Annotated in this window: 18 protein-coding genes; 2 read left to right on the top strand and 16 right to left on the bottom strand. The window is 41.9% G+C overall.

The annotated features are described in order from the left end of the window. Positions 1-38: 38 nt before the first annotated feature. The 5 genes from K1J10_RS03475 to K1J10_RS03455 form a co-directional block, all read right to left on the bottom strand. On the bottom strand, positions 39-2,384 hold the full coding sequence (locus K1J10_RS03475; protein ID WP_223355892.1) for an HAD-IC family P-type ATPase: 2,346 nt from the start codon (positions 2,382-2,384) through the stop codon (positions 39-41). An 84-nt stretch (positions 2,385-2,468) separates the two neighbouring features. Beyond that, positions 2,469-2,855 (bottom strand): SMU1112c/YaeR family gloxylase I-like metalloprotein, encoded by a 387-nt coding sequence (gene gloA2 / locus K1J10_RS03470; protein ID WP_048689655.1) that lies wholly within the window; start codon positions 2,853-2,855, stop codon positions 2,469-2,471. A gap of 101 nt (positions 2,856-2,956) precedes the next feature. Continuing rightward, positions 2,957-5,311 carry a DNA translocase FtsK gene (locus tag K1J10_RS03465; protein ID WP_223355891.1) on the bottom strand — a complete coding sequence of 785 codons (2,355 nt, stop codon included), beginning with the start codon at positions 5,309-5,311 and terminating at the stop codon, positions 2,957-2,959. A gap of 102 nt (positions 5,312-5,413) precedes the next feature. Next, positions 5,414-5,956 carry a hypothetical protein gene (locus tag K1J10_RS03460; RefSeq protein ID WP_223355890.1) on the bottom strand — a complete coding sequence of 181 codons (543 nt, stop codon included), beginning with the start codon at positions 5,954-5,956 and terminating at the stop codon, positions 5,414-5,416. A 78-nt stretch (positions 5,957-6,034) separates the two neighbouring features. After that, positions 6,035-6,802 (bottom strand): hypothetical protein, encoded by a 768-nt coding sequence (locus K1J10_RS03455; protein ID WP_223355889.1) that lies wholly within the window; start codon positions 6,800-6,802, stop codon positions 6,035-6,037. A gap of 191 nt (positions 6,803-6,993) precedes the next feature. Here K1J10_RS03455 and K1J10_RS03450 point away from each other — a divergent pair, with 191 nt between their 5' ends. After that, a complete protein-coding gene (locus K1J10_RS03450) occupies positions 6,994-7,818 on the top strand; it encodes a peptidylprolyl isomerase (protein WP_223355888.1) in 825 nt (274 codons plus the stop codon). A gap of 33 nt (positions 7,819-7,851) precedes the next feature. Here K1J10_RS03450 and K1J10_RS03445 read toward each other — a convergent pair whose 3' ends face one another. The 8 genes from K1J10_RS03445 to tmk form a co-directional block, all read right to left on the bottom strand. Beyond that, positions 7,852-9,393, bottom strand: a complete 1,542-nt coding sequence (locus tag K1J10_RS03445; RefSeq protein ID WP_223355887.1) for an ABC-F family ATP-binding cassette domain-containing protein — start codon at positions 9,391-9,393, stop codon at positions 7,852-7,854. An 84-nt stretch (positions 9,394-9,477) separates the two neighbouring features. Further along, positions 9,478-9,831: an arsenate reductase family protein gene (locus K1J10_RS03440; RefSeq protein ID WP_223355886.1), complete on the bottom strand. Its 354-nt coding sequence runs from the start codon at positions 9,829-9,831 to the stop codon at positions 9,478-9,480. Between the two features lie 9 nt (positions 9,832-9,840). Next, positions 9,841-10,329: a methylated-DNA--[protein]-cysteine S-methyltransferase gene (locus K1J10_RS03435; RefSeq protein WP_223355885.1), complete on the bottom strand. Its 489-nt coding sequence runs from the start codon at positions 10,327-10,329 to the stop codon at positions 9,841-9,843. Further along, positions 10,322-10,894 carry a GNAT family N-acetyltransferase gene (locus K1J10_RS03430; protein ID WP_048689681.1) on the bottom strand — a complete coding sequence of 191 codons (573 nt, stop codon included), beginning with the start codon at positions 10,892-10,894 and terminating at the stop codon, positions 10,322-10,324. The genes K1J10_RS03435 and K1J10_RS03430 overlap by 8 nt, the downstream gene beginning before the upstream one ends. A 10-nt stretch (positions 10,895-10,904) precedes the next feature. Continuing rightward, positions 10,905-11,768: a 16S rRNA (cytidine(1402)-2'-O)-methyltransferase gene (gene rsmI, locus K1J10_RS03425; protein ID WP_048689684.1), complete on the bottom strand. Its 864-nt coding sequence runs from the start codon at positions 11,766-11,768 to the stop codon at positions 10,905-10,907. A 2-nt stretch (positions 11,769-11,770) separates the two neighbouring features. After that, positions 11,771-12,091 (bottom strand): DNA replication initiation control protein YabA, encoded by a 321-nt coding sequence (gene yabA / locus K1J10_RS03420; RefSeq protein ID WP_023024026.1) that lies wholly within the window; start codon positions 12,089-12,091, stop codon positions 11,771-11,773. Between the two features lie 4 nt (positions 12,092-12,095). Further along, positions 12,096-12,995, bottom strand: coding sequence for a DNA polymerase III subunit delta' (locus tag K1J10_RS03415; protein WP_048689687.1), 900 nt, complete (start codon positions 12,993-12,995; stop codon positions 12,096-12,098). Continuing rightward, positions 12,992-13,630, bottom strand: a complete 639-nt coding sequence (tmk, locus tag K1J10_RS03410; RefSeq protein ID WP_048689690.1) for a dTMP kinase — start codon at positions 13,628-13,630, stop codon at positions 12,992-12,994. Before tmk ends, K1J10_RS03415 begins: the two co-directional genes overlap by 4 nt. Before the next feature lie 172 nt (positions 13,631-13,802). Here tmk and K1J10_RS03405 point away from each other — a divergent pair, with 172 nt between their 5' ends. Further along, positions 13,803-14,690 (top strand): YitT family protein, encoded by an 888-nt coding sequence (locus tag K1J10_RS03405; RefSeq protein WP_048689693.1) that lies wholly within the window; start codon positions 13,803-13,805, stop codon positions 14,688-14,690. Between the two features lie 38 nt (positions 14,691-14,728). Here the strand turns inward: K1J10_RS03405 and K1J10_RS03400 are convergent, their stop codons facing one another. The 3 genes from K1J10_RS03400 to K1J10_RS03390 form a co-directional block, all read right to left on the bottom strand. Beyond that, positions 14,729-15,385 (bottom strand): CBS and ACT domain-containing protein, encoded by a 657-nt coding sequence (locus tag K1J10_RS03400; RefSeq protein WP_048789562.1) that lies wholly within the window; start codon positions 15,383-15,385, stop codon positions 14,729-14,731. 150 nt (positions 15,386-15,535) lie between these two features. Continuing rightward, complete coding sequence (locus K1J10_RS03395) at positions 15,536-16,774, bottom strand: MFS transporter (RefSeq protein ID WP_049518248.1); 1,239 nt, start codon at positions 16,772-16,774, stop codon at positions 15,536-15,538. Then, the gene (locus K1J10_RS03390) at positions 16,771-17,889 is read right to left on the bottom strand and encodes a hypothetical protein (protein ID WP_223355884.1); all 1,119 of its coding nucleotides are present in this window, start codon (positions 17,887-17,889) and stop codon (positions 16,771-16,773) included. Before K1J10_RS03390 ends, K1J10_RS03395 begins: the two co-directional genes overlap by 4 nt. Positions 17,890-18,070 lie beyond the last annotated feature (181 nt).

Genomic DNA, 18,070 nt, shown 5'->3' with positions numbered 1-18,070 from the left:
TTAACTAGATCCAAGATGATTTAGCTAATACCGTTTTTTTATTTGTTTCTGGACTTATGCAGATGGGGCACCAAGGTATAGACAAGACGATTCATCACCCATAAAACTCCTTCCATGACCAGTCCTAGGACAAGAGTCAAGATCCAGCCAGTCAGATGAAGATGGCTGAGATTAAAAATGGAAGAAAATACAAAGACCGACAGACAAAATCCTGTTACATTAAGAAGGATGATGCCCAATTTTACATGATTAAAGGGAAGGCTGAGTTGGTATACTTTTGTAAAGCCAATCAAAGCCAGCAGGTAAATCGAGATGGTCGAAATATCTCCCTGACTTAATCCAAGGAAAGGACCCAGAACCACAAGAAAAAGGACCGATATGAGATTGGTCAAGGCGGCTGGAAGAGCCTGCTCTATCACGGTTTCAATAAAGTCTCCTTCTATCCGGGATCGATTCTTCTCCAAGGCCAGTAAGAAACCAGGGATTCCGATGGTAAATCCACTGATCAAGGACATTTGAGAAGCTTGAATGGGATATGTGAAACGAAAGAGAATAGCCAAGATAGCCAATAATATTGAAAAGATATTCTTGACCAAAAAGAGACTCGCCGAACGCTGAATATTGTTGACAACTCGGCGACCTTCATCCACAATCGACGGCATGTGAGAGAAGTCCGAATCTAAAAGCACAACCTGGGCCACCTTTTTGGTCGCATCGTGGCCCGAATTCATGGCAATACTACAATCTGCCTTTTTCATAGCGAGAATGTCATTGACCCCATCCCCTGTCATCCCAACCTTATGGCCATCCGCCTGCAAGCTCTCTACGAGGATTTGTTTTTGTTCTGGACTAACTCGTCCAAAGATGGTGTAGGTCCTTGCTGCATCTACTACCTCCTCATATGTCTTAAGCTGACTAGCATCGACCACTTGATCTGCATCAGGAATACCTGCTTTCTGAGCAACGGCAGCAACTGTCACAGGATGATCCCCTGAAATAACCTTGATGGTCACCCCTTGTTTTTGGAAATAAGCAAAGGTTTCAGGAGCAGTCGACCGTACGGGATTCTCCAAGACCAAAGCTAGGAGGGGAAGGACTGGAGCTTCTAATACTTCCGTCAATTGCTCCCCCTGGTAATGCCCCAAAATAAGGACACGCGCCCCTCGTTCAATCTCTCGCTGCCAGACTTCTTGGTAAGCATCGAGATCATCTCGAAGCAAAACATCCGGTGCCCCTAGTAGGTAAATACCTTGTTGGAACTGAAGGCCCCCAAATTTCTTCTTGGATGAAAAAGGAAGACGATCTTGAACGGTCCAAACTTCACTTGTTTGGACTGAGTGATACTGCCGAATGGCCGTGATAGTATCATTCTGATCCTCACTGGCCTGGAGATAGTGGCTTAATATTTCTTTGCCTTCTTTTTCATCTAGTGCCAAGGGGAGGAGCTCACTCACCTGCATCCTGTGTTCGGTAATGGTTCCCGTCTTGTCTAGACAAAGGACGTCGATACGGGATAGGGTTTCAATTCCCTTCATACTGTTGAGTAGAACCTTTTGAAGGGCTAAGCGGGTTGCTCCAAGCACCAAGGCCAGGGTCATTAAGAGGTAGAGTCCTTCTGGGACCATCCCAATGATAGCACCGACCATGGAGGTAATGCTAACTTTGAGGGAGTCTTGATTTCCTAGATAGCTCTGCATGAACAAGAGAAAGCCAATCGGGATGAGAATCATTCCGATCATTCGGACGAGACCATCCACAGCATGAACCATTTCGGATTCTTCGTGTCCCTTGACTTTCTTAGCAGATAGACTCAGCTGATTAATATAAGACGCATCTCCTACTTGTTCTAAGACGGCAACTGCTTGACCTGAGATGACAAAACTTCCTGACATGAGTTTCTGATTCTCACCTTTAGGGATTTCATCTGCTTCACCTGTTAATTGAGACTCATCGACCATGATCGAACCATCCAGAACCTTGGCATCCGCATAGATTTGATCCCCTGCTTGGAACAAGACGACATCCCCCTCGACCACCTGGTCGACAGGAAGATCCAGCCGTTCTCCCTCACGAATCACTCGAGCTTTCTCTACTTGAAGGAGGCGCATCTTATTTAAAATCCGCCGGGACCGCATTTCTTGAACAATCCCAATCAAGGAGTTAACGACCACAATGGGAACAAATAACATATTGTTCCAAGACCGTACTAGTATCAACAAGATAGCTAGAATACCAAAAACCAGGTTGAAATAGGTAAAGACATTTGAATAAATAATATCTCTTGTCAACTTTTCTGCCCTGATGGTTACTCGATTTTGTTTGCCTTCTCTAATTCTGCTTTGGACTTGCTCATTCGTTAGCCCGCTATATCGCTTCTCTTCCATATTTTCTTCTTTCTTTTTTCTGTATCTAGTTTAGCAAAAAGAATGTCTTCTGGCTTGGGACTAGAGACCGAAGATTGTGTAGACCTATTCGTGAAGTTCAAGAGGCAAGCCATCGGGATCAAAGAAGAAGGCCATTTTGCGCCCATCAAAATCATCCACCCGTAGTTCTGTATGAGGGATTCCTAATTGGTCAAACTCTGCTAGACAGGCTTGGACATCTTCCACTTTAAAAGCCAGATGACGGAGACCGGTATGCTCTGGATGAGGGAGAAAGGGTCTCTTGGGGGCATCTGGTTTGATAAATATTTCCAAGGTCAGGTTTCCTTTTCGAATATTAAAGAGAATATCCTGCTTTTCTGGTCGATGGTGTTCGTCTAAAGGTTCAAAGCCTAACTTATCTACATAAAATTCTCTGGTTTTATCATAATCGTGGCCAATAATGGCAATGTGGTGAATGGTATCGAGATGCATCTACTGTCCTTTTCTTTTTTATCGTAAACAAAACCTGCCCCTTGTACAGGCAGGTTTTTGCTATTGTCAAATATCTCATTCCTTCTTCATTTAAAGAAAGATTAATTGGTCTGTAAGACCTTTCTTGGCTTGGTTCCTTCAGCTGGTCCGATGACACCCGCTGCTTCCAAGTCTTCCATGAGGCGAGTGGCCCGGTTAAAACCAACCGATAAGCGACGCTGAATCATCGAAGCACTGGCTTTTTGAGTTTCAATCACGAGCGCCTTTGCCTCTTCAAAGAGAGGATCGCCTTCGTCTGAGCCACCCATACCTCCATCAAAGTCTGACTCAGATACTTCACCTGGATCAAAGGCATCATCATAATCCGCTTCAGCTTGCTCTTTGACGAAGTTAACAATCCGCTCCACATCGTCATCTGAGATAAAGGAGCCTTGCAGACGGATTGGATGATTTTCATCGATCGGTTTAAAGAGCATGTCTCCACGACCAAGCAGTTTCTCCGCTCCATTTTCATCCAAGATGGTCCGTGAGTCGGTCCCGGATGATACCGCAAAAGCGACACGAGAAGGCACATTGGCCTTGATCAAACCTGAGATAACGTCAACCGATGGCCGCTGGGTTGCCAAGATCATGTGGATCCCTGCTGCACGCGCCTTCTGTCCCAGACGAATAATGGCATCTTCCACTTCTTTACTTGCGACCATTATCAAGTCTGCCAACTCATCGACAATGACCACAATCAATGGAAGGGGCACTTGCTTCATCTCAGACTGGACATTGTACTCAGCCACCTTGGCATTAAAGCCAGCAATATTGCGAGCTCCCACTTTTGAGAAGAGCTCATAGCGATTTTCCATCTCATCGACAACCTTTTGTAGGGCCCGACTGGCCTTGCGTGGGTTGGTCACCACTGGGATCAAAAGGTGGGGAATATCATTGTAGACAGAAAGCTCCACCATCTTTGGATCGACCATCATAAATTTGACTTCGTCCGGACGGGCCTTCATCAAGATACTCGAAATAATGCCATTGACCGCTACCGACTTACCAGAACCGGTCGAACCCGCTACCAAGAGGTGGGGCATCCGAGCCAAATCAAAGGTCCGAGCTGAGCCATCTACAGCCTTCCCAAGAGGAATCTCAAGGAGTTTGGTAGGATCAGTTTTGGACTGTTCCCACAATTCACGGAAAGAAACGGTCGCAATCTCTGAGTTGGGCACCTCAATCCCGACCAGAGACTTCCCTGGAATCGGTGCTTCAATCCGCACATCCTTGGCTGCTAGGGCCAAGGCCAAATCATCTGCTAGGTTGGAGATGCGGTTGACCCGCACACCGACAGCCGGTTTTACTTCATACTTAGTAACAGAGGGGCCGATTTCCGCCCGCTCCACTGTCGCCTTGATATTGAAACTTGCAAAGGTCTCTTCCAAAATGCGAATATTCTGACGAACGATATTTTTCTCTTTGGATTGATTTTTCGGCTTGTCAGGTGCGAAGAGATCAATGGTTGGAAGTTTGTATTGAAGGAGTTCCTTAGGCGTGAAGTCTACAGTGACTTCTTCATCCATATCCTCCTCTTCTGAAACTTCTTCAAGCTCCTCTGGGGAGTCGTCCGACCATTCTTCCGAGTAGCCTTCCTCTTCATTTGGTAGATAAATTTGAGGATAGGCCTCCTCTGCAGGTGCTTCTGTTTCGGTCACAGGTTCCATGACCTCACCTGTCTCAAAATCTACAGGATAGCCTTCTGTACTCATGGGACTAGCTTCTGCAAGTTGCTCGATGCGGGCAGCCTCCTCTGCTTCTGCTTGAAGCGCCTTCTTCTCTTCACGCTCGACAAAGCGCTCTTGGCGACGAATTTCCCGTTTTTCCATAAAGGAGTGAAAAGCTGCGACAGCCTGCTCATACAAATCATAAACCGAATAAGAACTCATCAAGAGAAGTCCTAATACGATCAAGAGTCCTCCAATGAAATAAGTCCCGATGTTCGAGAGCAAGAAGGCAATCGGCGTATATAAGATTGCTCCTAGTAGTCCTCCTCCTGCAAAAGAAGAGACGCGAAGGTGCACGAGGTCCCCTAAGATACGTGAGAAGGTTGGCCCAAAAGAAGAGCCTTCAAGTTTCAAGAGGGAGACAAAGTAAGCTTGATAGATCAGTAGCAAGCCTGCAAAAAGACTTAAAAAGCCAGACAAGGTCCCCTCATGCTTCTCAATCCATTTGAAAAAGAAGAGGTAGACAATAACAGCCGTCATCGCGACGTAAGCCAGACTACCTACCAAGAGACGGATAAGGTTGTAGGTCACTAAGCCTAAGGCCCCTAATCGTAAAAAGGCGAAAATGAAGACGAGAGTTAAGACAATCGTCATGATCATTCGGCGAATTGCTTTTTTTCTTTCTATTTCTGCTTTAGACAGTCGTCTTGTCGACCGTGTTTTTTTTGATTGATTATTGTTTGCCATAACCTTAATTATACCACATTTCTAGACTAGTTCTCTAGTAAAATCCTTTTCTCTCATCTACGACATAAACAACAAAAAACAGTACCTCACAGGTACTGTTACTTATAGATTTTTCTTTGGGTGGCGGTCGATGATGGCTTGATGCTCTTTCAACGCTTGTTTTCCTTTTTCCGTCAACTGATAGCCCCGAACTGTGAACTCTTGTGCCAACTCTTCTTCGGTAAAGTGATTCGCTAAAGCTTGGTTCAAATCGGCTGCTTTCATTTTGGACAAGCCCGCGACTCCCTTCTTTTTAAGAATGGCTTTTTTCATGGTCGCATTGATATGGTCCAGCGAATCAAAAGCGGATTCGATAACAGCATACCCCTTATCTACCAAAACCTTCAAATGTTCCGGCGCATGAATCCTATAAGTGTATTCGAAGTACTTAGGAAACCAAGTCTCTGTCGTAAAGGTTCCAAAATGGATCCGCCACAAGAGAATGATATCCCCTGCAAGCAAGCCATCTCGAAGGAGCTCCATATTTCGTTTGGAAACAGGTTTTGGATCTAACAACCAAGCTTCCAAATCCCTCTCAGGCGAAATATAGGGTTTCACCTCGTGATCTGCATAAAATTTTTCTAGTATATCTGAAATAGTTGTCATCTGTTTCTCCATTTTAAGCCTATCTCTCTTGAACTATTTATACCTTCATTTGAAAAAAATCTGTTTTGTTTGGAGGATTTACAGATAATTACCTTCATCCTTCAAGTATTGTTGCGCCTTTCGAACGATATAGAGCGACTCATCTTCTGAGACTAATTTGCGAAAGAGCTCTTCCGCTCTAGGCTTATCACCTTTAAGAGTAGCATTTAAGGCCTGGTAGTAGATAATTTCCAACTGTTGGCACTTGAAATCATTGCTTAAATCTTCGAAATAGCCATTGCTTTGGTGGGGAACGGTTAAATCATAAAGAGCGAGACAGACCTTTTTAGTTTTCTCAGCTAGTGTGGTGTCTGTAATAGTCAATTTATTTAATCGAGCCTCCAGCTCTTCCTTAGACAAATCAGGATCTGTCAGGACAATTGATCGCATGAGATAACTCTCAAAAAAGTTCTTATATTTCTGCGGTAGTTCCTTCTGACTGAGTGCTTCCCTAGCTTCCTTTATGACAGTATCGAAATCTCCCATCATAAAAGAATAGGCGACTGATGTCAGCCTCATATCGATCTGTAAAATGGGCTTTTTCACATTCTTGTTCAACTGAAGGTATTGCTGCCAAAAAGCTAAATCTAAGTCTACATGGAGCAAGGTGTTGCACTTGTTGGTATAGCTCTTCTTGAGCAAGTGGAGAAATAAAAACAAGGCTGCAAGGACCAAAACGAGGCCAGCAGTCTGAAGAAGAGTATCCCTGACCACGAACCCAATGCAAACAATCAAAAGCATAGCCAAGACGCCTGCAGATCTAATATAGAGTCTATAATTTTTGCGTAGAGTTTTATAATCCATCATTTAGCCTCCTATTTATAGACTTTATTTTTACTTGAAAACAGATTCTCTGATATCAAAATAAGTTACCTCCCATCATACCTTATTTTTCATAGGCCTGCAAGCTTAATATCACCACATTCCAAGGATAGATTTGAATCAAATGGAAAATTAAGGTACAATAGAGGATAGACTAATGTGTTGAAAGGATTAATATGAAAAAATTAATTGCCCTACTTGTATTTTCCGGTTTAGCTTTGGCAGGATGTGGCTCTAATCAATCAGATACAAAGACATCCTCTAGCTCGGCTTCAGAAACTAAGCAAACAACTACTTCTAGCGTAGATGCTAGTGAACAAAAAAAATTAGATCAGCTTCGTAAGGATATCCAAGATGCGATGACCAATGAAAATGCGGTCTTCCCTCAGCTCTCCAACGAAGTTGCTGAAGATGAAGCTGTCGTGAAAATCACGACCAACAAAGGGGACATTACCGTTAAGCTCTTTCCGAAATACGCACCTTTAGCCGTTGAGAATTTCTTAACCCATGCTAAGGAAGGCTATTATAATGGCCTCCTCTTCCACCGCGTGATTAATAACTTTATGATCCAAACAGGAGATCCTAAAGGAGATGGTACAGGTGGCGAGTCTATTTGGAAAGGAAAAGATACCTCTAAAGATTCAGGAGCAGGCTTTGAAAATGAATACTCCCCTTACCTCTACAATCTTCGTGGTTCTCTAGCCATGGCCAATTCCGGTCCAAATACAAATGGTAGCCAATTCTATATTAACCAAAATAAAGAAGACTGGTCCAGCAAGCTTCCAACTGAGCGCTTCCCTGCTAAAATCATTGAAGCTTATAAGAATGGTGGAAACCCTACCCTTGATGGTGGGAACTACACTGTCTTTGGACAAGTCATCGACGGCATGGATGTAGTCGACAAAATCGCTGAAGTTGAAACGGACGACAAAGACAAACCAAAAGAAGATGTCAAAATTGAAAAAATGGAAATCGTAAAAGACTACGATTTCAAGAAATAAGAAAAAGAGAACCGCACGGTTCTCTTTTTGTGTTTACGTCAATTCATTAAAGTCCCAGATTTGGTCCATCCAGCTTTCATAGAAGTCTGGCTCGTGGCAAACCATGAGGATCGATCCTTTGTATTCTTTAAGGGCCCGTTTCAATTCATCCTTGGCATCCACATCCAAGTGGTTGGTCGGCTCGTCCAGTACCAAGACATTGTTTTCACGGTTCATCAAAAGACAGAAACGCACCTTGGCTTGCTCCCCACCAGATAGTACCTGGATTTGGCTCTCGATATGCTTGGTGGTCAAACCACAGCGAGCAAGGGCTGCACGGACTTCTGCTTGGTTGAGAGCTGGAAAGGCATTCCAGACCGCCTCTAGCGGTGTCTGACGATTGCCCCCTTCGACCTCTTGCTCAAAATAGCCTAGTTCTAGGTAATCTCCACGTTCTACTTCTCCAGCAATCGGTGGGATGATTCCCAGCAAGCTCTTCAAGAGAGTGGTTTTCCCGATCCCGTTGGCCCCGATGATGGCCACCTTTTGATTGCGTTCAAAGGTTAGGTTCAAAGGCTTGGTCAAAGGACGGTCATACCCAATCTGGAGATCCTTGGCCTGGAAAATGAAGCGTCCAGGAGTCCGGGCATTTTTAAATTCAAAGGATGGCTTTGGTTTCTCACTTTGCAACTCAATGAGTTCCATCTTGTCCAGTTTCTTCTGACGAGACATGGCCATATTCCGTGTCGCCACACGCGCCTTATTGCGGGCTACGAAATCTTTCAAATCAGCAATCTCTTTTTGCTGGCGTTCATAAGCCGCTTCCAATTGCGATTTCTTCATTTCATGGACTTCAAGGAATTGGTAGTAGTCTCCGGAATAGCGGGTCAACTGCTGATTTTCCACATGGTAGACGATGTTGATTACATCATTCAAGAAAGGAATATCGTGGGAAATGAGGACAAAGGCATTTTCATAGTTCTGCAAGTAGCGTTTGAGCCAATCGATGTGCTCCGCATCCAAGTAGTTGGTTGGCTCGTCCAAGAGAAGGATATCTGGTTTTTCAAGGAGCAATTTAGCCAAAAGGACCTTGGTCCGCTGCCCACCTGAAAGGGCCGTCACATCTGTCTCCATGCCAAAGTCCATGACCCCAAGAGCACGCGCCACTTCATCTATCTTGGCATCCAAGGTATAGAAATCCCGACTTTCTAACCGATCCTGGAGCTCTCCGACTTCTTCCATGAGAGCATCCATATCCGCTCCATCTTCAGCCATTTCCATATAGAGGTCATTGATGCGAGCCTCTGCTTTAAAGAGCTCGTCGAAAGCTGTCCGCAAGACATCGCGCACCGTTTGCCCTTCTTTTAGGACAGCATGCTGGTCCAGATAGCCAGCGGTCACATACTTAGACCACTCGACCTTCCCTTCGTCGGGTTGCATCTTGCCCGTCACGATGCTCATGAAGGTGGATTTTCCTTCACCATTGGCTCCAACCAAACCAATATGCTCTCCCTTTAACAAGCGGAAGGACACATCCTCAAAAATAGCCCGGTCTCCAAAGCCGTGGCTTAAATTTTTCACCTCTAAAATACTCATGATTGACTCTCTTTCATTGATTTCACTCGTATGATTATATCATCTTCAAGACAGAATCAAAAGGGAGTCCAACTCCCTTTTTTCTTACAAACCTAAGTCCGCATATGGCTTCCGGTAGCCCACTTGAACAACTTTTCCATCCTTCACTAAGAGAGGGCGTTTGATCAGCATGCCATCGCTAGCTAAAAGGTCTGCCGCTTCTTCTACCGAAAGCTGATCCACCTTGTCTTTCAAGCCCAACTCCCGATACTTCATCCCACTGGTGTTAAAAAAGGATTTGATTGGTAGGGAAGACTCCTTGATCCAAGTTTGTAGTTGCTCACTAGTTGGTGTGTCTACCACGATATCTTTGCTATCAAACTCATAGCCTAAGCTCGTTAATTCCGATTTCGCCTTGCGGCAGGTTGAACATTTTGGGTATTCAATAAATGATAACATTTTTTCTCCTTATTCTTTCCAAGATATGGCCTCATGTTGCAACAGCCAACGCTTGCGATCTAGGCCAGCAGCATAGCCTGTCAACTTTTTCTCCGTCCCCAGCACCCGGTGACAAGGGATGAGGAGGATCAAGGGATTCCGACCTACTGCTTGACCGATGGCTTGGGCCGATCCACAAGACAAGGCCCGGGCAATCTCTCCATAAGTCTGACTTTCCCCATAGGGAATCTGAGCTAGATAGGCCCAAACTCTTTGTTGAAAGTCTGTCCCTTGAGGAGACAGGGGAAAGGGCATGGAAGGATTTTCCCCTAAAAAGTACTGATCCAGCCATTCAAAGACAGCCTCATGAAGTGGCTGACAAGCTGCTTCGATATTCTCAAGCCCCTGCTCACAATTGGCTTGGTCACAAAACCAGATCCCAACTAGGCTTTCCTCATCCACCACAATAGATAGAGGTCCCAAGGGACTCTGATAGAGTTGCCGATAGAACCTAGTCATTTTGAGACTGTTCTGCACGGTAGTCCCAACGATCATCTTCGCTAATCACTTGGAAGAGGCTGGTTTCTGCCTTTCGTTTGATCTTCTGATAAGCGAGACGAACCCCATCAATTGGCACTTTTCCACAGTAATGGAAGCCTAACTTCTCTAAAAGATGTTGCATAACCTTGTTGTCAGGATGGGTATCACAGCGGAAATCTGGGCCCTTTTCTCCTTCGATCAAGCCTTGAAGGAAGGTTTGGGCTACGCCTCGTCCAGCAGCTTCTTTGGCAACAGCGATCCGGTGAAAACTGATATAGAGATAGTTATCATGTTCCCATTTTCCGTCATAAATGTCATTATAAGCTGCTTCATTTCCCTTGTAGAGAGCGGCATAAGCTACGACTTCTTGATTCTCTACAGCTACATAACCACGGCTTTCTAGGATATCCTCAAAAATGATTTCTTGATCCGGATAACCATCCTGCCATTGGTCCACTCCAGCTGCAGCTAAGCTGTCCTTGCCATCTTGAATGATTTCCATAATCCGATTGATTTCATTGGGATAGGCCATTCTAATTTCCATCAGACTCTCCTTATTCTTCCTCTTGGTGGTATCGGGCATAGAGATCACTCTTTTGCTGCCCGAATTGTTTGGCAACCTGTTTGATTGCCTGGTTCTTTTTCATGCCAGACTGGACCAGAAGATCAATCTCTTGGATCAGATCCACTTCTTCTAGATCTAGCTCCTGTTCACTGGCTCCCTCTACAATCAGAAGGCACTCTCCTTTAAGGGGATTTTCCTCCAGATAGTCCACTAACTCTGCGATGGTCCCTCGCGTGTATTCTTCATAGATCTTGGTCAGTTCTCGGACCAGCACAACTGGACGGTCTCCATATACTGCCAGCATATTTTCAAGGGTCGCACGAACTCGGTGCGGAGACTCATAAAAGATCTGAGTCTCAGGATAGGCTAGCTTTTCCTGGAAAAAGGCCTTTTGCTGCCCTTCCTTGCGTGGAAGAAAGCCATAAAAGATATGGGGCTGGGGTGCCAAGCCACTGGCAATTAGGCCGGTAATGCCGGCGCTCGGGCCAGGAACTGCCACAACAGGGATTTCTCGTTCAATAGCCGCCTTGACCAGGTCGTGACCTGGATCCGAAATACTGGGCAGTCCTGCATCCGATACCTGGGCCAGGTCCTTTCCAGACTCTAAATGAGCTAGCAAATCAGGGATTTTCTCCATGGCATTGTGCTCATGGAAGCTAGTTTGTGGTGTCGCAATCTCAAAATGCTTGAGCAAGAGTCCTGTATTGCGTGTATCTTCTGCTGCTATCAGATCCACCTCTTTTAGAGTTTGGATCATGCGGTAGCTCATGTCATCCCGATTGCCAATTGGGGTTGGCACTAAAAATAGAGTCCCTGTCGCTTTATCCCCTTTAAAACTTCGTTGAATCTGCATATTTACTCCCTAAATAACAATTCATCACAGAAAATACACTCTTCATCATTTTCACGACGTTGACCATAGGAGTCTGTACAAACATGAAATCCATCATTGTAAATTCTTTGTAAATTTTCACGACCATTGCGATGGAATTTAGGGGAGCTGGTTTTCTCCACTTCTCCTAAGCGCTCTCTTAATTTATCATTTTCAAGACGCAGAGCTGTATTTTCCTCGACAATGAGTTTGAGATTTTTCTTAATGGCTTCAACCTCTGCTAATGTAACCAGCAATTCCTGGGAGAAGCCATCCAAAGCATCAAATAATTCTTTTTTATTCATCTCTTTACCTTCTATTTTTCAACTGTAGGACCATATACTCGAGAGCATTTTGAAAACTCACATTCCGTTCCCACATCTGTTTGGCCAAGACCAATTTTTCTAGATAGTCTCTTCCTAAGGACTGACCGATGGAGCGTGCAAAGAGCAATTCCAACAAGCGAAAGGCTTGAGCCTGCTTTTCTTTATCATCCGTCTCTTGAACCAAGCGAGAGACCAGTAAGTAGATATGCGGATCTGCTTTTAGACAAGCTGCAACGAAACGCTCACACTCCCTCGTCAGATCGAAAAAGGAGGTATTCTGAGCGAGAATTTGAGCCTCTTGGAAACCTTGACTAAAGTTGGCTAACAAATCTGCTTGTTGAAGCAAGAGACCTTCCTGAAGGAGATACTCTTTTAGGAAATCTTGGTTTTTTGGAAAATGGACCTGCTGCGCCCGACTTTTTATGGTCGGGAGAACCAGCTGCTCATCTGCTGTCAGCAGAAAAATATGAACTTCACTCTGAGGTTCTTCAATGACCTTGAGGAGGGAATTGGCCGCATTGACATGCATCCGGTCTGCATCGCAGATGATAAAGACTTGCTTGGATCCTTCGTAGCCTGACTGAGAAAAATGCTGGATCAAATCCCGGATCCGATCCGTTTTGATGATTTGATTGACCGGTCGGACAACCGTTACATCTGAGAATTCATCCTCTTCAATCAAGCGACAAGCCCGACAAGTCCCACAGGGCCAAACACCCTTCTTGTCCGTACAAAAGAGACTTTGGGACAAGAGCTGGGCCATCTCAAAACTGCCAAAATCTCCTGTAAAGAGATAGGCGTGGCTCAAGCGGTCTTGTTCTAAAATAGCTTGGAAGCGATCGACTAACTGAGGTTGAAGTTTTTGCACTTGTTCTAACTTCATTCACTGATCTCCAAGATTTCTTTCAATAATAGCCAAGTATCTTCGACCACCTGGTCAAAAGGTTGACTGGCATCAATTTTCACCACACGTTGTGGTTCTTTTTCGAGGATAGCCAGATAGCCTTGACGGACTTTCTGATGGAGACTGAGTCCTTCTAGATCCAAGCGATTGACTTCACGGCTAGCACTCTTAGCAATTCTCGCCAACCCTTCTTCTACATCAATGTCAAAGTAGAAGGTCCGATTGGGTTTCAGACCATCAGTCGCAAATTGGTTCAACCATTCAATATCTGCTACTGCTAATCCACGCCCAAAGCCTTGGTATGCTACCGAACTGTCGATAAAACGATCCATGATAACTAGCTTCCCTGCTTTCAAAGCTGGAAGGACACGTTCTGCCAAGTGTTGGCGACGACTGGCGATATAAAGAAGCAATTCTGTCTTGGGATCCATTTCCGTATGGGATGGATCTAGAATGACCTCGCGTATTTTTTCTGCTATTTCGACGCCCCCTGGCTCCCGCGTGGTAATATAGGCAATCCCTGCCTTTTCCAAGCGTGGTAGCAAGGCTTCTAAAACGGAGGATTTCCCTGCACCTTCTGGGCCTTCAATTGAAATTAATGTTCCCTGTTTCATTCTCTTATCTTAACTTTCTATACTCATTTCTCTAGCATGCATCACTTCTTTTTATTTTACCAAAAATAGGGGTAAAAATCCTGTCCGAATTCGTGAAAATTGATGAAAATTATTTCCTATTTTTCATTTTTTTTGGTAAAATGTATGGTGAAAAATGAATAGGAGAACGAGCATGTTTAAGGCAAAAAATATTCTGGCCATTATTTTGGGGGCTGGCATTTTTTCTTTTGGAATCTTCTTTTTAGTCATTCCATTTCACTTTTATGAGGGAGGAGCTACAGGGATTACCCTGATTACCTACTACCTCTTTAAAATTCCCGTTTCGGTCATGAACTTGGCCATCAATATTCCCCTCTTTTTCCTAGCCTGGAAATTACTGGGGCTCCGATCCCTCTATCTCAGTTTGATTGGAACTTTTTCGGTCTCTATTTGGATGGCCATCTTCGAGCTGATCCCTGGAAGTCATCATCTTCAAACTGCAGTCTTTACGGCTCTTGACGGAGATATCCTTCTGGCCTGTATCGGATCAGGGGTTATCCTTGGAACTGGACTGGGGATTATCTTCAACGCTGGAGGAACAACAGGTGGAACCGATATTGTCGCGCGTATCTTTAACAAGTACACGACGCTTTCCATGGGACGCCTCATGTTAATTGTGGATGCCATCGTCTTGACAACTGTTTTGATCGTCTTCAAGGACTTCCGAATTGCAGCCTACACCCTCCTCTTTATCCTGATTGACACCGTCGTCATTGATATCGTCGGTGAAGGAGGTTTTGCAGGAAAAGGATTCCTCGTGGTTACATCTAAACCAGATGAAATTGCCAAACAAATCACGACTGATTTGGGCCGAGGAGTCACCTTCGTAAACGGCATGGGCTATTATAGCCAACAAGAAATGAAGATTGTCTACTGCGTGGTCTCACGGAATGAAATGAAACAAATGAAAGATATCATCAATAAGATCGATCCATTTGCCTTCATTACCATTACAGAAGCCCACGAAATCCTAGGAGAAGGATTTACCTTGGATACCAACAAGCAACCCATTGCTCGCTAAAACAAAGAGCCTGAGAATATCTCAGGCTCTTTCTTTATTTAAAAGGCTTTTGCAGATGTGCGACTAATTTCATCCACACGAATACCATTTTCTTCAAATTTCTTCTTGATAACTTCCGTATCGGTAATGCCATCAATCTGAACTTCGATAACGACATGATCATCTTTGGTTGGGATATTGACTGTATTGGCGATATTGTATCCTTCTTCTACAATCAAATGAATGATTTGTTCTAGAACACCAACCTTATCTTCTGTCACAAAGCGAACACGAACTCCTTCTTCTCCATAACCGGATACTTCGAGGAAGGCACGGAAAATATCACGGTCTGTGATGACACCGGATACTTGGTCATTGTCTACAACCGGAAGAATTCCCACCTTGTTCTTATACATGAGATAGGTCGCATCTTCGAGGCTGGCAAATTTAGAGACAGTAATGACATCACGAAGCATGACATCTTTGACCTTGGTCTTGTTCAACAGATAGTTCATCTCGAAAATAGACAAGCTTGTTGCTTTAGATGGGCTTGCTTCTGCAATCGTACCTTCTGTCACTAAACCAACCAATTTATCATTTTCAATGACTGGCAAACGGTGCAAACCTTGTTCGCGCATCAAATCTGCCGCATGGGCAATTGTAGTATCTGGACTAATGTAAACCACTTTACGTGTCATAAAATCTTTAACAGCCATAACAAGTTCTCCTATGCTTTTATTAGTTTTATTATACTTGATTTTAAGAATGATTTCAAACGCTTTCAGCTGTTTTCTCTTGTTTTCAAAATTTAGAAAAATCAAACACACGTACCTTTTTATGCAACATTTAAATCTTGTAAACTAATCTTAATCACTAGTAACCGATTTATTAGAAAATAAGGAAAGCACAAATACCACAATAGATAATAATAAGAATACACCCCAGGCAAACTGAGAGTTCCACATAGATAAACTTGTAAATAAAATAGTTGCTATTGGCATTGATAATACTGATATAACCTTAAAAAAACTACTAGTTTGTGCAAGAATATCTGGTGGAAGTTTTGCCATTAAAAGGCTATTTAATTTGGGATTTACCTTACTACTAAGATACATCATGAATGCCAACACACTAAAGGAAATAATTTCCAAACCATTTATCCAACCACATATTCCTATTAAAATTAATAATCCACTATCTATTTGAAGTATTTTAATAAGTGAAAGTTTAGAAAAATAATCATTAGGGGTCATTCCACCAATTAGGGCTGAAACAAATAATATTGTTTGAAGTAAAAACACCGACTGAGCAAAAGATAAACCAAAAGGAGTTATTTCTGTAAATTTCAGATTGTACATTATTAAAATAGCACTGCCTAGCGAATTTAATCCTAAAATTGAAAAAATCATTAGACCAAAACGTACTTTCTCTTGATATTTAAATATACTTTTACTATTTTTGTAAAGGTTCTTAAGTTGTGAGATAAACCCATTTTCTGGTGAATAATTAACTTCTGGATGTGTCAATTGTCTTTGGATTTTAAGCAATACCATCGATGATAATAAGAAACTTATAGCATTTATCGTAGCTAAAAAGAAGAAATTATTATGAGAAATCGTTAGTAACCAAACTCCCAAAGTTTGACCAGAAATCAAAGTTATTTGACTAATTACTTGATCAAAAGAGTACGCTTCCATCAGGTCTTCTTCGGGAATGTGTGACTGAAACATAGGTAATACTAGGCCTCTTCTGTACTCTGCAATACAATCTGATAGGATGTTAATGAAACATACAATCGAGAAAACTAGCCATGAATTTTCTTTCGATAAGAACGCAACCATAATAAATAATACTGCTTGTATATATCCTAATAATAGCAACCACAATTTCTTATTCTTTGTTTTGTCAGCCTGCATTGCAATAAAAAGAGCACAAATCGTTGGAATATATTGTATAAAACTTGCTATACCAACTGCCAATTTACTATTCGCCATACTTGCTGCAAAAACTACAAAAACAAGATTATAAATAGTTGATCCTAAATCATCGAAGAAACTAGACAAGACCAGATTCCTAAAAAAAATATTTCTTAAAAAAACTTTCATTTACAATACCCCTCCAATAAGTTATGAGACAAAAAATGAGAGATTTTTTCAGTATAAGTTTCAATTAGCTTTTTAGTATCTAGTTTTAAAGTCAATGTTAATTCAGTAAGTGTAAAACATCTCAAATTTTTTATTACCTCTATTAGATCATCCCACTTGATATGATTGGATTGAAGTAAATTAAAAATTGCAATTGCTAAAATATCCGCATAAACTTCTTGATAACTAGACATTTTATCACTATACAACAATTCATAATTTATAAAGTTTAAATTTGTGTAAATCAATTTTTTAGGATCTAAACCTTGGAAAGATGTAATCTCATCTTTTAAATGAAGGATATCGTCAAATTGTATTGATTTTTCCTCGCTTGTTATTATTTTATAATCTAAGAAACAAAAATTTAATTGATAGTGTGATCTACGATAAAAATAATTTATCTGCTTCATTGACTGTAATACGAGTAATTCACCTACTTTAGCCAAAACCTCCCAAAAATCTTTTTGTATTTTAAAAAAGTTTTTTGGAGACAATCTATCTTTTAATAATTCAAAAAAATAAGCATGGACTAATTCATGAGCTAAAACAGGCACATCATTGATTTTATTTCTAAATGACATAATTATTTTTGAAGTTTTATTATACGGATTATATACCGTAACATTTTTATAAGTTTTGTTTTCCCTTGGCAAATAATCAATATAGCCACATTTTAAATAAGAATCTATAAAAATTGATAGATTCTCATCATTAATACTATCTTTAATTTTATTAATCGCATTAGTAAAATTATAATCTTCTGCAGTATTATATTCAAGTTTTAAGAAATCGACTGATGATAATTGTTCCGGATATATTACACTATCTTTCAAAGCAAAATATATTTCACTAATAAAATCAAACCCGAAATTCTCCTCCAGATATTCAATGATCTGATCATTCAATTTTTCTTTTCTTATATTAACTAAAGGGATATAAAGTGGAATTATATATTTATTTACATCTCCTTCAAAATTTTTATATATACAATCCAATTCATGTTTATTATCTAATGAATGTCTATAAGCGTCAATAAGTCCGAACTTTCCAAATTGACTATAAATTTTGCCTCTCACATTTTCAAACTGTTTTTTTCTAATCCAATAATCATTAGGAAAAATATCTATTGATCTATTACTATTATATAAACATTTTATTTCATTATCTAAAAATTTAGTTATGATTCTGTCAATAATTTTGTGTAAACACTCAAGTAAAGTTGCGGAGTGTTAATCAAATAAGCTTTCAAGTGTGTCA

Origin of the sequence: Streptococcus australis (assembly GCF_019930045.1) — a bacterium.
Classification (GTDB): Bacteria; Bacillota; Bacilli; order Lactobacillales; family Streptococcaceae; genus Streptococcus; species Streptococcus australis_D.
The sequence above is the reverse complement of the archived record's forward strand: the minus strand, read 5'-3'. Positions and strand labels throughout refer to the sequence as shown.

Excerpts from the sequence above, each read along its gene's own strand:
- K1J10_RS03475 (WP_223355892.1), bottom strand. The coding sequence starts at position 2,384 with ATGGAAGAGAAGCGATATAGCGGGCTAACGAATGAGCAAGTCCAAAGC.
- gloA2 (WP_048689655.1), bottom strand. The coding sequence starts at position 2,855 with ATGCATCTCGATACCATTCACCACATTGCCATTATTGGCCACGATTAT.
- K1J10_RS03465 (WP_223355891.1), bottom strand. The coding sequence starts at position 5,311 with ATGGCAAACAATAATCAATCAAAAAAAACACGGTCGACAAGACGACTG.
- K1J10_RS03460 (WP_223355890.1), bottom strand. The coding sequence starts at position 5,956 with ATGACAACTATTTCAGATATACTAGAAAAATTTTATGCAGATCACGAG.
- K1J10_RS03455 (WP_223355889.1), bottom strand. The coding sequence starts at position 6,802 with ATGATGGATTATAAAACTCTACGCAAAAATTATAGACTCTATATTAGA.
- K1J10_RS03450 (WP_223355888.1), top strand. The coding sequence starts at position 6,994 with ATGAAAAAATTAATTGCCCTACTTGTATTTTCCGGTTTAGCTTTGGCA.
- K1J10_RS03445 (WP_223355887.1), bottom strand. The coding sequence starts at position 9,393 with ATGAGTATTTTAGAGGTGAAAAATTTAAGCCACGGCTTTGGAGACCGG.
- K1J10_RS03440 (WP_223355886.1), bottom strand. The coding sequence starts at position 9,831 with ATGTTATCATTTATTGAATACCCAAAATGTTCAACCTGCCGCAAGGCG.
- K1J10_RS03435 (WP_223355885.1), bottom strand. The coding sequence starts at position 10,329 with ATGACTAGGTTCTATCGGCAACTCTATCAGAGTCCCTTGGGACCTCTA.
- K1J10_RS03430 (WP_048689681.1), bottom strand. The coding sequence starts at position 10,894 with ATGGAAATTAGAATGGCCTATCCCAATGAAATCAATCGGATTATGGAA.
- rsmI (WP_048689684.1), bottom strand. The coding sequence starts at position 11,768 with ATGCAGATTCAACGAAGTTTTAAAGGGGATAAAGCGACAGGGACTCTA.
- yabA (WP_023024026.1), bottom strand. The coding sequence starts at position 12,091 with ATGAATAAAAAAGAATTATTTGATGCTTTGGATGGCTTCTCCCAGGAA.
- K1J10_RS03415 (WP_048689687.1), bottom strand. The coding sequence starts at position 12,995 with ATGAAGTTAGAACAAGTGCAAAAACTTCAACCTCAGTTAGTCGATCGC.
- tmk (WP_048689690.1), bottom strand. The coding sequence starts at position 13,630 with ATGAAACAGGGAACATTAATTTCAATTGAAGGCCCAGAAGGTGCAGGG.
- K1J10_RS03405 (WP_048689693.1), top strand. The coding sequence starts at position 13,803 with ATGTTTAAGGCAAAAAATATTCTGGCCATTATTTTGGGGGCTGGCATT.
- K1J10_RS03400 (WP_048789562.1), bottom strand. The coding sequence starts at position 15,385 with ATGGCTGTTAAAGATTTTATGACACGTAAAGTGGTTTACATTAGTCCA.
- K1J10_RS03395 (WP_049518248.1), bottom strand. The coding sequence starts at position 16,774 with ATGAAAGTTTTTTTAAGAAATATTTTTTTTAGGAATCTGGTCTTGTCT.